Raw genomic sequence first — 15,623 nt, 5'->3', positions numbered from 1 at the left:
CTTCAAACCAGAAACGGAGGCGTTGCTGCCTCCGTTTCCATTCGTTGCTCACGATTCGCTATTCGGTGCTTACCCCAGCCGTCCCGCCGCGTGCGCGAGCAGCGTGTAGACCAGCCCCGTCTCCGAGGTGAGGTGGCCGCGCAGCGCCTGCGGTCCGCGATCCTCGCGCGCGACTTCGTCGAGGAGCCGTTCGAACTCGGCGATATAGCGGTCGACCGTCTGCTTGAAGCCTCGGTCGGCGCGGTATTTGCGGGCGACTTCATCGAACGCCTTCTGGCCGGCCGGCGTGTAGAGCCGCTTGGAGAACGCCTTGCTCTCGCCGCGCTGATAGCGGTCCCACATTTCGGAGGCGAGGTTGCGATCCATCAGCCGGCCGATGTCGAGCGACAGCGACTCCAGCGGATTGGCGGGGGTCTGCGGCGGGCGGCCACGGGGAGGCTGTCCCGCACCTGCGTCGGTGCGGTGGAGCAGGTCGGACAGCCATCCATCGCCGCGTCCAGCGTCCTGGCTTGCCGGCGAGACCGGCGGGGCTTCGGCGCGGCGCGTGGCCGGCATGGCCGGCATGCCGAGGTCCGGCGGCGGCAGCGTCGATGCGCTGCCGGCGTCGCGCATGCGCACCTCGTTGCGGCCGCCGGAGGCGGCTGCCATCACGGGCTCTTCCTGGCGCTGCACACTGGCACGACCGGAGGTCACGACGTCGAGGCCGCGGCCATGATGGGCGACGATCCGGTTGAGCTCGGCGAGCGCCTCGATCTGGTCGACGATCACCTTGCGCATCTGCGCGGTGTTGTCGGCGGCCTCCTGCGGCATCTCGAGCACGCCGCGGCGCAGCTCGTTGCGGGTCGCCTCGAGCTCGTTATGCATTTCGGCGGCCATCTGCTTCATGGACTGCACCATCGCACCGAACTTCTCGGTCGACTGCTTGAACATCGCATCCGTCTCATGGGTGCTCTGCTGGTACAGGTCGTTCATCGCATGGAGGGTCTGCTGCCGCTCGTTTTCGGCCGCAGTGCGCACCGCTTCGAATTGGCGGCTGATCGCAGCCGATCCGGCGCCCGCGGTTTCCGCGACCACGCGCGCGATATCGCGGGCGCGCTCTTCGGCGGCGGCGAGCGATTCGTCGAGCAGGCCGGTGAAGCGCGACAGACGCTGGTCGAGGTCGGTGGTGCGCAGGTCGATGGTGGTCACCAGCGATTCAAGCTGCGACTTGCGGTCGGCGACCGAGGTCGAGGTGGAACGGTTGGCCTGTTCGACCACGCCGGCTGCCTCGACCAGCTCCTTGCCGTGCTTCTCGAACTCGCTCGACAGTGCGCCGAGATCCTCCAGCGCCTTCGAGGTCTTGCTGTTGAAGACGGTGAGCTGGTCTTCCAGGGTCTGCGTGGCGACCCCGTTGCGGGCGGTGACGTCGTTCATGGCGGACACGAAGTCGGCCACGCGGGTCACCAGGGCGCGCTCGAGCGAGTTGAGATTGTCGTGGGCGCCGGTCAGCACTTCCTGCAGCAGGATATTGCCTTCACGCAGCCGTTCGAACAGCGCCACCGTATCGGTGCGCAGGATCTTGCTGGTCTCCTGCATTTCGGTGACGGCGGCGATCGAGACCTGACGCGACTGGTCGATGGCCGAACGCGACGCCTGTTCGAGGTCCTTCAGCGACTTGGCCACCGCGCCGGTGGCGAGGTCGCCCGCGGACGTGATCGTGCGCGCGACCTCCGAGCCGTGGGTCGACATCGATTGCGAGAAGGCCTGGCCGCGGCTCTCGATCGATTTCAGGGCGTCGGCGGTGACGCGGTCGATGTCGGTCGTCAGTTGCGTGGTCCTGGTGCTGAGCGCCTCGACCAGCGAACCGCGGCGGCTGTCGACGATCTGCGCCAGACGGTCGGTCTGCTGCTGAACGTAGGTGACGATCTCGTCGGTCTTGCCGGTCATCGTCGAGCCGAAATTGCTGCTCGCGGCGAGCACCGAGCGCTCGATATCGGCCGAGGTCGATTTGACCTTGGTGCTGACTTCGTTCGTTGCGGCGACCAGCGCGCTCTGCGCGTTCTGCGCAGTGGTCTGGATGGTGTCGGTCGTGCTGGCGGCGACGACGCCGAGCGAACGCTCCATGTCGGCGGCGATCGCCTTGATCTGGTTCGCGGCGTCGGCGGATGTCGCGGAAAACGAGCTCTGGGCTTCGCGCGCGGTGCCGAGGATGGAGGCGGCGGTGTCGGCGCCGACCGAGGTCAGTGTTCGTTCGACATCGATCGCCAGCGACTTGACGTGGTTGGCGGCTTCGGTCGACGCCGTGATCAACGTGTTCTGCGCTTCGCGCGCACCCGTCGTGATCGACTCGGCGGTGGCGTTGCCGGCCATCGAGAGCGAACGCTCCACGTCGGCGGCGAGCGACTTGACCTGGCTCGACGCGTCGGCGGACGCGTTCATGAGCGTGCTCTGGGCCTCGCGGGCGCTTGCGGTGATCGACTCGGCGGTCGCCGTTCCGGCGATCGAGAGCGAACGCTGAACGTCGGCTGCGAGCGACTTGACCTGGTTGGCGGCCTCGGTAGAGGCGGCAACCAGCGTGCTCTGTGCTTCGCGGGCGCCTGCAGTGACGGCCTCAGCGGTTGCGGTTCCTGCGATCGACAGCGAACGCTCAACGTCGGCGGCAAGCGACTTGACGTGGTTTGCCGCGTCCGCGGATGCGGTCACCAGCGTGGTCTGCGCCTCGCGCGCTCCTGACAGGACGGACGCGGCCGTGGCGTCGCCTGCGGCCGAGAGTGTGCGCTCGACGTCTGCGGCGAGCGACTTGATCTGCGTAGCAGCTTCGGAGGAGGCCGATACGAGCGTGGTCTGGGCCTCCTGGGCGCTGGTCACAATCGAGTTTGCCGCGCCGGTGCCGACGGCGGCGAGGGAGGCTTCGACCTCGGCCGAGGTCAGTTTGAGTTGTGCGCCGACATCGGAGGAAACCGTCAGCAGCGCCTGCTGCGCGGTGCGCGCGCCGGTCTGGATGGTCTCTGCGGTGTTGACGACGAGATTGGTCAGCGAACGCTCGGCGTCCTCGACATGCGACTTGATGCCGGAGGACAGCATCTCGGCGCGCGACATCAGGTCTTCGCTGGCCTGGCGGCCGCTGCTTTCGATTCGGCCGGCCACGGCCTCGATGCGCGAGCCGAGCAGATCCTCGAACTGCGTAACGCGGGTGTCGATGTCGGTGGCGATGGCGCCGACCCGGGTCTCCATGCCGCTGGCGAGGTTGCCGACCCGGGTCTCGATGCCGCTGGCGAGGTCGCCGACGCGGGTCTCGATTCCACTTGCGATGTCGCCGACCCGCATCTCAATGCCCTGGTGAATTTCCTGGAACCGCGCCTGGATGGTGTCGGTCAGATAGGCGGTGCGGCCGTCGAGGGTTTCGGTGACGTTGGCAATACGATGGTCGACCGCGGCAATCGCCTGCGCGGTGCCCTCGGTCAGCGAAGAGGTGAGGAGGGTTAGCCGCTGGTCGATCGACTGGATCGCTTGCGCCGCGCCGTCAGTCAGCGAGCCCGTCAGGGTGCTGAGGCGGTTGTCGATGGTCTCGGTGACGGACCTGGCGCGGGTGTCGAACGTCGTCTCCAGCGATTGCAGACGGCCGTCGACGGTCTCGTCGAACCATTTGATCTTGCTGTCGAGCGAAGTGTCGAGGTTGCTGACGCGGGTGCCGAGCGTGGTTTCGAACTGCAGCAGGCGCTGATCGAGGGAGGCAGTAATCTCGCCGCTGTTCGCGACCAGGCGGGTGTCGAAAGTGTCGACGTAATTCTTCAGGTTGTCGCTGATCTCCTGGGTCCGCTGGCCCATGCGCTCAACGATCTCGCCACCGAAGGTCTTGACGGTGCGATCGAACTCGGAGATGTGGCGCGTGATCAGCGCGCCGAGCGTGCCGCTGTCGCGGGCGAATTTTTCCGCAAGTTCGCCGCCCTGGTTCTTCACCAGTTCGTCGAACGCGCTCATCTGCAGGGCGAGGCTGTCGTGCGCGTTCTCAGTCTGGCTGATCACCTTGGCGACCAGCGTGTTCACGGTCACATCCAGCGCATCGCTGGCCTTGTCGCCCGAGGTGAGAATGCGGCTTGCGAGGCGGTTGCCGGCTTCGTCGATCTTGTTGACGAGATCGCCCGAGCGCAGTTCGAGTTCAAGCAGCAGCGAGTCGGAGGAATTCTTCAGGGAATCGTGGACCTGCTCGGTGCGGTCGGAGATGCCGTCGACGATGGTCGAGGAGCGCTGCTCGAATTCGCCGGTGATGCGGTCGATACGTTCGTTCAGCATCTCGTGGACGCGATCGGCGAGATCGACGAACTCGTCGTGGACGTGACCGGTCTTGAAGTTGAGGCTGGTGGTCAGCCGCTCGGAGGCGTCGAGCACAGCGCGCGTGGTCTCGGCGCTGGCTTCCTCGAGGCGGTCGAGCAGGTCGCCGCCGCGTTCGCCGAGCGCCAGGATCATGTTGTCGCCGGCGTTGCTCAAGGCGCTCGTGATATGCTGGCCGCGCTCTTCCAGCGCGCCGGTGATGCTCTTCGCGACTTCGTCGACGCGCGAGGCGATCGCGTCCGAGATCAGCGCGATATCGTGGCGCAGGTCGATCTGGACGCCGGAAATGGCGCTGCGAACCTGCTCGGCCTGGCCGACCAGGTTGTCGCGCTGATGCGCAATGTCCTGCAGCAGCGCACGAATGCGTACTTCATTGTCCGAATAGGCGCGCTCGAGCGCTGCGACTTCATTGGCGACAAGCGTTTCCAGTTCGCCGGCGCGTGCGATCGCGCGCTCGACGCCGTCGCCCATGGCTGCGACTTCGCGGCGGATCGCCTGACCGACCGTCACCATCGAATCGGCGGCGGCTCCCTCGGGCTCGGAGAAGCGGATCGCGACCTGCGCCATCGACTGCGCGATCATCCGCATTTCCTGGCCGCGCCAGGCCAGGCTCGCGAGGAAATAGAACAACAGCACCGGCGCAAAGAACAACGCCGCAAGGCCGGCGAGCACCAGCACGCCGCCGCTCTGTCCGATCGCCGCCTGCAGCGCGGGCAGGAAGCTGACGGTCAGCAGGCCGCAACCGATCACCCAGACGCCGCCGAACACGGAGGCAAGCGTGTAGACGCTGCGGGCAGGGCTGCCCTTCTGGATTGCCTGCAGAATCTGTCCGATGGTTTCGCGATCGTCATTGGCGGCGCGACGGGGGCTGCGCGGCTCTTCGATCGGATCGAACGCTTGCCGCTCGGCGCTGCCGCGCGTGTCGAACGGCGATTCGGAATAGGTCGGCGCGGCGGAGGGCATGGTCGGCGACGAGAGTTCGCCGCCGATCGAATTTCGGTTGGTGTCGACGGTCGTATCGCTGATGTTGAGCGCTTCCTGAATGGCGGAGAGCGCGACTTCGGTGGGATCTTTGACCTTCTTGGGATTGTTCGCCATGTTCAGTCCGAGCCCTCTTAACTTTTACGCATCCGGCCGTTCTTGCAAAAAAAATGCCCCCGCAAGCTCGAAGCCGGATTCATAACCCCCCGCGGACCGCAAGCGTGCCCGCCGGCAGCTTGTCCGCTACATCCGCAAACATCCTATTGGTTGAGCGATACGAATGAAATGGCCGCGATTAAGACATTCTTAATCATCGTTAACAGCTTTGTTCCTTAAGGCCTTAAAGATACACAAATTTCTGGAACCGGATCCTCGATCACGACGGATTGGTGTCTAAAATAAGGCAAAAATGTAGCGAATTCACAGAACGTTTCGTTAACCGGTGCCGTGATTGGCTGTTGAAAATGACCTCTCCGAATCGCTGCGGCGAGGCGATCCGGACCTTAAGTCATGCCGCTTCATCTCGAACGGATAGAATGGATGCCATCGCCGCCGCTGGCTCCCGATGACGGGCCGATCGATTTCGAACATCTCAACCGCATGACGCTCGGCGATGCCGGCCTCGAGCAGGAGGTGTTGGCGATGTTCGTGGCCCAGTCGGCAAAACTGGTGAGCACGCTCGCCACCACGCCTTCGGATGCAGGCGCATTGGCGCATACACTGAAGGGCTCGGCCCGCGCGATCGGTGCTTTTGCGGTCGCCGATGCCGCAGCCGTGCTGGAGGCGGCCATCGCCAGAGGCTTCGATGCGTCCGCTGCGCTCGCCGAACTCGGCGAGGCGGTTACAGAGGCGCGGGCGGCGATCGAGGCGATTCTGCGCCGTTCCTGAGCGGAAAGCGGTCCGTATCGGCCAAAATCCCGGTAAAATGCCGCCTTAAGGTTTTCGTCCCGACCGCTGGCGCTGTGCGGATCGACCCGTTATACGACTGCCGGGACCTTCCTTACATATTCCGGCAGCACGAGCGATCATGGCCAAAATCCACTTTGTCGACCATACCGGCGAAAAACGAACCATTGAAGTCGAGAACGGCTCGACCGTGATGGAAGCCGCGATCCGCAACGCCATTCCAGGCATCGAAGCCGAATGCGGCGGCGCCTGCGCCTGCGCAACCTGCCACGTCTATGTCGACGAAGCCTGGCGCGAGAAGGTCGGCGCTCCGACCCCGATGGAAGAAGACATGCTGGATTTCGGTTTCGACGTGCGGCCGAACTCGCGCCTGTCGTGCCAGATCAAGGTGAGCGACGATCTCGACGGCCTCGTGGTGTCGACGCCGGAACGGCAGGCCTGAGGTCGCTCAGGCTGGGTCGACGCCGCGGCGAATCCAGCGCTGAAAATTTGCCAGGATATCCGGCGTCAACGGCGTAGGTTTGCGCGTGGCCTCATCGAGCAGCACCGACACTGATTGCGCCGACGCAACGCATTTGCCTTCGGAGAACACCACCTGATCGAAGGTCACTGACGTGCGGCCGAACTTGACGACGCCCAGCCCCATTTCGATCGTACCAGGCCAGCGCAATTCTGCGCGGAAATGCATGTCGAGCCGGACCATGATCCAGGTGACGCCGTCCGGCATCAGCCCGTAGCTGCGGTCCTTCATTAGCGTGACGCGGCCGGTTTCGAAATAGGTGGCGTAAACCGCGTTGTTGACGTGCTGGTTGGGGTCGAGATCGGCAAATCTCACATTGTCCGACAAGCGATAGGGAAAATCCTCCAGACGCGGGATCGCGTCGGGATGCAAGGGGGCGTTCACAGGGCCATCTCCGAAAAATCTCGTTCCCTTACAGCCCACTTGTCGAATGACGGCAAGGGGTTGCGGCCGTCGCGAACGCCATATTATGGCTTTCCTGTTAGCCCCGGGTTGGCTAGACAGATGCGGCCTTCCCGCCAGGTTCAACCGAAAAGAAGCTGACATGAGCGAAGCGATCAAAACCGATGTGCTGATTATTGGCGCGGGTCCGTGCGGCCTGTTTGCCGTCTTCGAACTGGGCCTCCTGGACATGAAGGCGCATGTGGTCGACATCCTCGACAAGATCGGCGGTCAGTGTGCCGAACTCTACCCGGAAAAACCGATCTACGACATTCCCGGCATTCCCTTCGTCACCGGCCAGGGCCTGACGGACGCGCTGCTCGAACAGATCAAGCCGTTTCATCCGACCTTCCATCTCAACGAGATGGTGGAGACGATCGAGAAGATCGGCAATCCCGGCTTTCGCGTGACGACCGATACCGGCCAGGTGTTCGAGTGCAAGGTGGTGGTGATTTCTGCGGGCGGCGGTTCGTTCCAGCCGAAGCGTCCGCCGGTGCCGGGCATCGAAGCCTATGAGAGCACCTCGGTATTCTATGCCGTGCGCAAGATGGAGCAGTTCCGCGACAAGAACATCCTGATCGTCGGCGGCGGCGATTCCGCGCTCGACTGGACGCTCAATCTGCATCCGATTGCGAAACGCGTGACGCTGCTGCATCGGCGCGACGATTTCCGCGCCGCGCCCCACAGCGTCGAGCAGATGCGCGCGCTGGTGGCTGGCGGAAAAATGGATCTGAAGATCGGTCAGGTCACCTCGCTGGAAGGCGAGGGCGGCAAGCTTTCCGCGGCCGTGATGAAAGGCAACGACAACGCGATCTCGAAGATCGAGTGCGATACGATGCTGCCGTTCTTCGGGCTGACCATGAAGCTCGGCCCGGTGGCGAACTGGGGCGTCGCGCTCGAGAACAATCTGGTGCCGGTCGACACCGCTGCGTTCGAGACCAATGTTCCCGGCGTCTTCGCGATCGGCGACATCAACACCTATCCCGGCAAGCTCAAGTTGATCCTGTCCGGATTCCACGAAGGCGCGCTGATGGCGCAGAAGGCGCACCGCTACGTCTATCCGGACAAGCGGCTGGTGTTCCAGTACACCACCTCGTCGTCGAGCCTGCAGAAGAAGCTCGGGGTCAACTGATCCTCAAAAATGAATGACGGTTTGCGGAACTTTCCCGGGGCGCGCGCGGCAATCGTCACTGGAACCGTCCGCGAAATGGCCTTAGTTTGAGGCCACTCATTCAGGGGATTGATCAGGTGATGACGATGCGCAAGCTGACCGTATTTCAACTGATACTCCCGATCGTGATCGGGCTCGCGTTTGCCGGTGAACTCGCCGCGCAGCCGGTGGAGCCTTCGGCGGCCGGGCTGTGGGAGAAGACCGAGAAGGGCAAGCCGGTCGGATGGTTTCTGGTGGTCGATCGCAACGGCGCCTTCGAAGGGGTGTTCGCCAAGCTCTTTTCTGAGCCGGGCGATGCTCCCAATCCGATCTGCTCGAAATGCACCGACGATCGAAAGGATGCACCGTGGCTTGGGCTCTCCTTCATCCGCGACATGAAGCGCGAGGGATTGAAATACGAGAATGGCAACGTGCTCGATCCGCGCGATGGCAAGATCTACAAGGCCAAGATGACGCTCAGTCCCGATGGGCAGACGTTGACGATGCGCGGCTACCTCGGCATCTCGCTGCTAGGCAGGGATGAGGTCTGGACGCGCCTGCCTGATACGGCGCTGGCGCAGGTCGATCCGTTGATCGTCGCAAGATATTTGCCGGCGCAGGCTGCTGCGATGAAGCCTCCCGCCGGTGCGGCAAAGGCCCCCGCAGCGCCCAAGAAGACCACTGCGCCGGCACCGGTTCCTGCACCTGCGCGTTAGTTCAATCCGCCGGTTCTGCCTGGTGGCCGCGGCGCGTCCGGCGCAACCGGTATCGGCGGCGCCGGCTGCGACGTAATTTCAGGCACCCCGGCGTCGAGCTGCAGCACGGCGGCAGCGGCTGGCACGACGGCATCCGCCATCGCGGCGTGGCCCTCGGCGCTCGGATGCACCGCGCCGCCATAGACTGCCGACAAGACGCCCCAGGTGGCGTCATGGATATCGGATGGCTGCTGCGATGTCGGCAGGCCTTGGGGGTAGGTCATCGCCGCGAAGTAGCTGTCATTGGCATCGCGGATCCAGCGCGCGCGTGGCAGATAGGCGCGATACTCGCCGGCGCTGCGGCCGCACAGCATCGGCTGGTTGGCGGCCGTGACGATATCGGGATCGAAGCTGTCGCCGGTCGCCGAGAAGCACTGCCGGTCGAATTCCGGGTCGCTCTGCGTGCGCGCGCAAAAACCGTGACCGGCAAAACTGGGCTGATGATTATCGACGAAGGTCATTCGGTCGGCGCGCGGATTGCGGCACAGGATGCCGCCCTCGCACAGCGCCAGCGCTCTCAGTTGCGGCAGGAATTCGCTTTCGACAAAGTTCGAGACGGCCGCGAGCCGCTGCGGCTGGGCGTTGAAGGAGGGATGAATGTCGAAGCCGGCACGTCCGCCGGGGCAGGGCGCGCCGCCACCCGACAGCGTCGGATTGGCGTAGGAGGTGTAGACCACCCGCGACAGGTCGCCGCCGAGGAGGGGCTTGAGCGCCTCGCGCAGCTTGGCAAAGCCCTGTGGCAGGTCCCGCGTCATTGCACTGCGCGCGTCGTCCACGGAGGCCATCACGCCGCTACGCCGAAACAGCGCGCGCTCGGTCGCCGTGTCCACGATGACGTCGGCGACGAGTCCGGAAAAATAGATGTCGTTGGCACCGATCGACAGCAGCACGAGGTCGAGCCCGCGGTCCGCCTGACGGCGTTTCGCGGCGGTGAGCGCTTCGCGCAGTTCAGTCAGTTGCCCGTTGACCGTGCCCAGGCACGCACTGCCCGATTTCGACGGCAGGCAGTCGCGGGCGCGCTGCGAGCCGAACAGCCCGTCGGCAATGGTGGCGCCGGTGCAGGCCAGCGGCAGATAGGTCACCGCGATGTGCGGATATCGCACGGCGAGCGCCAGCGCGGTCCGGGTCTGATAGCTGTAGAGCGAACGGTGGCAGGCAGGATTGAACCAGAGCGCGCTTTGCCGCTGCCAGACCGGCAGCGTGTCGGGTGCCTCGCATGCGCGTCCGCCCTTATAGCCGGCGCGGCTCGGACGGTAATATTGCGACGCTGCCGTTCCGAGATAGGAGCGGAAGCAAAAGCCTTCGTCGGCCAGCGCAATCGGCCGGTCAGGATTTCCCTCGCCGGAAGCCACACTGTCGCCGAGCCCGGCAATGAAGATGTCGCGCACCGCGATCTCGGTGAAAACGCGCTGACTGCCCTCCGAACTGGACACGTCGACGGTAGCAACCGTGGTGCGGCCATAGCGGACCCTGAGATTGATCGGCTCGGCACAGTCGAAGGTGGAGGTTTGCGGGCCGTCACCATCGTCGAACGTCCACGCGCAGGTGGCGCCGACCGGAACCGGGCCGGTCAGCCGGGCCACGATCGGATGATCGATCGGCGTCAGATAGCTTTCCTTGACGTTGTCGCGCGTGCAGGGCTCGTTGACGCGGCCGGCGAGATCGATACAGAGCCTGTTCACCGTGTTGCGCGCCCAGCCGCGGCCATCGCTCTGGATCGCCAGTACCTGCTCCGAAGCCAGCACGCTGCGGCCGCGTCCGCTTTCGGCGTGCAGCAGGAAATCCCGCTCCTCGCGGAACAGGCGGAATCGGTTGCGCACCTCCCAGGAAATCTGCAGCGGCCCGTAGCCGCCGGCGGTCTGGGCTTGCGCAGCGGACGTGGATATGCCGGCCAGCGCGCCGGCAACCAGCGCGACCGACAGCATCGAACGTAAGAGAATTCCAGCCATGGCGTCGTTTGACGTTAGCGGTAAGGCAGAAATAAGAGAATGAGGCAGCTCTGCCTCAAAAGACCAGACGGCGCAGATAACGACGCCGTTACCAGCCTCAGGATTGCCGGCCGTTGATCGGTGGTCGCACCCGGGCCTTGGCCGTGCAGGCTTCGCCGAGCCGACGCCGTTCCAGCCAGGGTTGCAGCACGCTGAGCCAGAGTTCGCGTGTGCCCATGATCCAAATCGAGATGCCGAAGGGGATCAGGAAGTACAGGATCCGGAACACCACCAGCGTCGCCAGCAACTCTTCCCTGCCGAATTGCTGCAGCGCCACCAGCATCGCGGCGTCGAACACGCCGATGCTGCCGGGCGCATGACTGGCAAAGCCGAGCAGCGTCGCCAGGATGAACACCACCGCGAGCGAAACGAAATCGATATACGGCTCCATCGGCATCAACAGGTACATCGCCAGCGCGCAGAAGCCGAGATCGACGACACCGATCAGAACCTGCAGCAGCGTCAGCCGGGCGGAGGGCAACACGACCTTCCAGCCGTTCTGACCGAGCTCGCGCCGACCCTCGCCCATCAGCAGCCAGGCGAAATAGGCGCCGATGCCGACAAGGCAGCCGATCGCGATCAGCCGGTTCATCGCCGGCGGCAGCAGGTCCATCGCCGATGCCGCCTCGGGATGCCAGGCCATACCGCAGCCGAGCACGAACAGATTGCCGAGCCAGAAGGTGAGGCCGGAGAGAAAGCAGATTTTTGCGACGTCGATCGCGGTCAGTCCGTAATCGGAATAGATCCGGAACCTTATGGCGCCGCCGGTAAAGACGGTGGCGCCGATATTGTGGCCGATGGTGTAGCTGGTGAAGCTCGACATCGCAGCGATGCGATAGGGCACGTGTGTCTTGCCAATGGTTCGCAATGCGAAGAAATCATAGAAGGTCAGCGTGCAAAACGCCCCCACCACGCACAGCGCGGCCAGCGCGATGCGATGCGGGGCGATCTCCGTCAGCGCGGTCAGGATAATTCCGGTGTCCACCCCTTTCAGGGTGCGAACCAGCGTGGCGACCGCAAAGATGACGATGAGGAGACTCGCAGCGATCCCTAGCCGTTTCCAGCCGATCTTCTCCTTGAAACCACGCCCGAGCGCGGTCAGCAGCCGATGCATTCATCCTCCCGACGGGGCAATACATAAAGATGGGACCTGTCACCACGGGTGACAGTCGACGGTCAGAGGCACCGCACTCGAAATCCATAAGCCAAAACCGGGCCGTTGTGCAGCCCTTGACAAGCATGCCTTTTGGCTTCGTTCGCCGCCTTTGTCATACGCCCTACATATGTCGCCGCGTTAACGATTTTGAGTCGCAACGAGGTCCGTTCCGCGTGCTCTTTTTGCCGTTCCGTCCGTTCCATCACGGCGTTTTCGAGGCCTTCAGGAACATCCTTTTCGCAAGCCGGTTGGCTCCGATCAGCATTGAACATGAAGCGTATGTCCGGCCGGAAATGGCCTGCGCCTGCATGTTCCAAATGAAGGACGACCGCAATGGGACTCTTCACCAAAGACATCAAGACCATGAACGACCTGTTCGTACATCAATTGCAGGATATCTACTATGCCGAGAAGCAGCTCGTGAAAGCACTGCCAAAAATGGCCGAAAAGGCCACCGACAAGCAGCTCAAGCAAGGCTTTTTGACCCATCTCGACGAAACCAAGATGCATGTGCAGCGCCTCGAGGAGGTATTCCGCATGCACGGCGCCGAGGCGAAGGCGGCCGATTGCCCGGCGATCGATGGTATCATCGAGGAAGCCGACGACGTCGCGGGCGAGATCGCTGACAAGGCCGTGCTGGACGCAGCCCTGATCAACGCAGCCCAAGCCGCCGAGCACTATGAGATCGCCCGCTACGGCAGCCTGATCGCGTGGGCGCGGCAGCTTGGACGCATCGATTGCGCCAGCATTCTGCAGAAGACGCTCGATGAGGAAAAAACCACCGACCAGAAGCTGACCTCGCTGGCGGAAGGCAAGGTCAACCTGCGGGCCGCAAGCTGATCATCGGTAAATTGAGGCAAAACGCCGCGCCGGAAGCAATTCTCGCGCGGCGTTTCCATGCCGGGCCGCCTGGGATGCCAAAAGCGTTTGTTCACCATCCGCGCAACTGAGCCGCGGTGGTTACCCCAAATATACGAATGGAACCGCAATACAGGCCATCGGGGGTCTGTAATGTACCGTGTCCTGACTTGTCTCACCACCGAGCATGACTGGCGCCTGGTCGTATTGGCAGGCACCATCTGCTGGCTCGCCAGCGCGGTCGCAATCAGCCTGTTTCATCGGGCGAGGGCGTCGCGCGGTCGAACGCGCGCGACCTGGATCGGACTCGATGCGGCCGTCGGCGGCTGCGGAATCTGGGCCACCCATTTTGTCGCGATGCTGGCGTACGATCCCGGCGCGGGCGCCGGATACAGCATACCCGTCACCTTGTTGTCGCTGGTCTTCGCGATAATCATTGTCGCCATCGGTCTCTGCATTGCATTGTCCAGTGCGCGCCAATCGGTGGTTGCCCTTGGCGGCGCCGTCATCGGCGGCGGTGTCGCAGCGATGCACTATACCGGCATGGCGGCACTCGAGCTTCCGGCGTTCATTGTGTGGTCGTCCGGCATCGTTGTGGCCTCGGTTGTGTTTGGCAGCTTGTTTGCGGCCATGGCGCTTCTTGTCGCCGTACGTCGTGACAATCCCGTCCATACCTTGGCCGCCACCGGACTGCTGACGGCTGCCATCGTTTCGCATCATTTCACGGCGATGGGCGCCGTCACGCTCATTCCCGACCCGACCCTCGGCAGCGACGGGCTGTCGATTTCTGCGACCGCGCTTTCGTTCCTGACGGCGGTCGCGGCCTTCGCCATCCTCGGTTTATCGCTGCTCGCGGCCATGATCGACCGCCGCGCAAAGGGCGAACTCCATCAGCAGAAGGTCTTGCTCGACACCGCGCTCGACAACATGTCGCAGGGACTTTCCATGTTCGATGCGGATGGCCGCATCCTCTTGTACAACGAACGCTATGCCGAAATGATGGGACGGACCGGTATGGCTCTCCAGGGTCGTTTGCTGCTTGATGTGCTCCGGCAGCAGAAAGCGCTTGATCGATGGGACGGCGATCCCGATCAATTCGTCGCCAGCGTGATCGCTGCGGCCAAGGCCGGCAACAGCGTGACCAGGACGGTGAGCCGCAACGGACGTTCGCTCCGCGTGGTCGATCAGCCCATGAAGGGTGGCGGATGGGTCGCCACATTCGAGGATATCACCGAATGGCAGGCGGCCCAGGAACAGATCTCGCATATGGCGCGCCATGATGCGCTGACCAATCTGCCGAACCGGACACTGTTTCGCGAGCAACTCGAAAAGGCCTTGCGGCTCGTCAAGCGCAGCGATCAGCTTGCGGTGCTGTGTCTCGATCTCGACCACTTCAAGGACATCAACGACTCGCTCGGCCATCCGGTCGGCGACGCGCTGCTGAAAGAGGTCGCGCGGCGTCTCGGCGAATGCGTGACGGAGCACGACACGGTGGCGCGGCTCGGCGGCGACGAATTCGCAATCGTGCAGTTCTGCAGCGATTGCGAGCCGACCGCCGTCGCCGTGCTCGCCAGCCACGTGGTCGAGAAGGTTTCCGCGCCCTACGAGATCGCCGGTCACCAGCTCGTCATCGGCGTCAGTATCGGCATTTCGCTGGCGCCCGAGGACGGCAAGAACCCCGACGAACTGCTGAAGAAGGCCGATCTTGCGCTCTACCGCGCCAAGGAGGACGGCCGCGGCACCTACCGCTTCTTCGAGACCGGCATGGACGCGCGTGCGCAGGCGCGGCGGCTATTGGAACTCGATTTGCGCGCGGCGCTGCAGCGCGAGGAGTTCGAGGTCTATTACCAGCCGATCCGCGATGTTGCCGAGGACGTGGTGGTTGCCTTCGAAGCCCTGGTGCGCTGGAATCATTCGCTGCGCGGCATGATCTCTCCGGTCAATTTCATTCCGCTGGCGGAAGAGACCGGCCTGATCGTTCCGCTCGGCGATTGGGTGTTGCGCCAGGCCTGCATCGACGCGGCCGGCTGGTCGCGGGATGTCTGCGTTGCCGTCAACCTGTCGCCGGTGCAGTTCAAGAATCCCAGCCTGGTATCGACCGTGAAGGAGGCGTTGAGGGCCTCCGGCCTTCCGGCGCATCGGCTCGAACTGGAGATAACGGAATCGGTGCTGCTGCAAAACAGCGAGGCAACGCTGGCGGTTCTCCACGAGCTTCGCGGCTTTGGCGTCAAGATATCGCTCGACGACTTTGGAACGGGATATTCATCGCTGAGCTACCTGCGCAGCTTCCCGTTCGACAAGATCAAGATCGACCGTTCGTTCGTGAGCGAACTGGCGACGCGTGACGATTCGATGGCGATCGTCCGTGCGGTGACCGGCCTCGGCAAGAGCCTCGGCATCGTCACCACGGCTGAAGGTGTTGAGACCGATGCGCAGTTCGAGCTGTTGCGTCAGGAAGGCTGCACGCAGGCGCAAGGCTATCTGTTCAGTCCGCCGCGCCCCGCAGCCGAGGTGGAAACGATGCTGTCGAAAGCACGCGCGCGGGCCATCGCCTAGT

General features: G+C 63.7%; 10 protein-coding genes. 6 read left to right on the top strand and 4 right to left on the bottom strand.

The window, feature by feature from the left end:
• Positions 1 to 69: 69 nt before the first annotated feature.
• Positions 70 to 5,409, bottom strand: coding sequence for a negative regulator of septation ring formation (locus tag V1279_RS21960; protein ID WP_334440041.1), 5,340 nt, complete (start codon positions 5,407 to 5,409; stop codon positions 70 to 72).
• A 393-nt stretch (positions 5,410 to 5,802) separates the two neighbouring features.
• On the opposite strand from V1279_RS21960, the gene V1279_RS21955 reads away from it, so the two are divergent.
• Positions 5,803 to 6,180 carry an Hpt domain-containing protein gene (locus V1279_RS21955; RefSeq protein WP_334440040.1) on the top strand — a complete coding sequence of 126 codons (378 nt, stop codon included), beginning with the start codon at positions 5,803 to 5,805 and terminating at the stop codon, positions 6,178 to 6,180.
• Positions 6,181 to 6,319: 139 nt separating this feature from the next.
• On the top strand, positions 6,320 to 6,640 hold the full coding sequence (locus V1279_RS21950; protein WP_334440038.1) for a 2Fe-2S iron-sulfur cluster-binding protein: 321 nt from the start codon (positions 6,320 to 6,322) through the stop codon (positions 6,638 to 6,640).
• Positions 6,641 to 6,646: 6 nt separating this feature from the next.
• Here the strand turns inward: V1279_RS21950 and V1279_RS21945 are convergent, their stop codons facing one another.
• Positions 6,647 to 7,102, bottom strand: a complete 456-nt coding sequence (locus V1279_RS21945) for an acyl-CoA thioesterase (RefSeq protein ID WP_334440035.1) — start codon at positions 7,100 to 7,102, stop codon at positions 6,647 to 6,649.
• A 160-nt stretch (positions 7,103 to 7,262) separates the two neighbouring features.
• Between V1279_RS21945 and V1279_RS21940 the strand changes: the two genes are divergently transcribed.
• Both V1279_RS21940 and V1279_RS21935 read left to right on the top strand, forming a co-directional pair.
• The gene (locus V1279_RS21940) at positions 7,263 to 8,291 is read left to right on the top strand and encodes an NAD(P)/FAD-dependent oxidoreductase (protein WP_334440033.1); all 1,029 of its coding nucleotides are present in this window, start codon (positions 7,263 to 7,265) and stop codon (positions 8,289 to 8,291) included.
• Between the two features lie 125 nt (positions 8,292 to 8,416).
• Positions 8,417 to 9,025, top strand: coding sequence for a DUF2147 domain-containing protein (locus tag V1279_RS21935; protein WP_334440030.1), 609 nt, complete (start codon positions 8,417 to 8,419; stop codon positions 9,023 to 9,025).
• Here the strand turns inward: V1279_RS21935 and V1279_RS21930 are convergent.
• Together V1279_RS21930 and V1279_RS21925 are read right to left on the bottom strand one after the other, a co-directional pair.
• A complete protein-coding gene (locus V1279_RS21930; RefSeq protein WP_334440027.1) occupies positions 9,022 to 11,013 on the bottom strand; it encodes a hypothetical protein in 1,992 nt (663 codons plus the stop codon). The two genes, V1279_RS21935 and V1279_RS21930, sit on opposite strands and share 4 nt — an antisense overlap.
• 97 nt (positions 11,014 to 11,110) lie before the next feature.
• The gene (locus V1279_RS21925) at positions 11,111 to 12,166 is read right to left on the bottom strand and encodes a lysylphosphatidylglycerol synthase transmembrane domain-containing protein (protein WP_334440024.1); all 1,056 of its coding nucleotides are present in this window, start codon (positions 12,164 to 12,166) and stop codon (positions 11,111 to 11,113) included.
• A 375-nt stretch (positions 12,167 to 12,541) separates the two neighbouring features.
• Between V1279_RS21925 and V1279_RS21920 the strand changes: the two genes are divergently transcribed.
• Both V1279_RS21920 and V1279_RS21915 read left to right on the top strand, forming a co-directional pair.
• Positions 12,542 to 13,048, top strand: a complete 507-nt coding sequence (locus V1279_RS21920) for a YciE/YciF ferroxidase family protein (protein ID WP_334440021.1) — start codon at positions 12,542 to 12,544, stop codon at positions 13,046 to 13,048.
• A gap of 171 nt (positions 13,049 to 13,219) precedes the next feature.
• The gene (locus V1279_RS21915; RefSeq protein WP_334440018.1) at positions 13,220 to 15,622 is read left to right on the top strand and encodes an EAL domain-containing protein; all 2,403 of its coding nucleotides are present in this window, start codon (positions 13,220 to 13,222) and stop codon (positions 15,620 to 15,622) included.
• The last annotated feature ends 1 nt before the right edge of the window (position 15,623 follow it).

Source organism: Bradyrhizobium sp. AZCC 1610 (genome assembly GCF_036924515.1).
Taxonomy (GTDB): domain Bacteria; phylum Pseudomonadota; class Alphaproteobacteria; order Rhizobiales; family Xanthobacteraceae; genus Bradyrhizobium.
The sequence above is the reverse complement of the archived record's forward strand: the minus strand, read 5'-3'. Positions and strand labels throughout refer to the sequence as shown.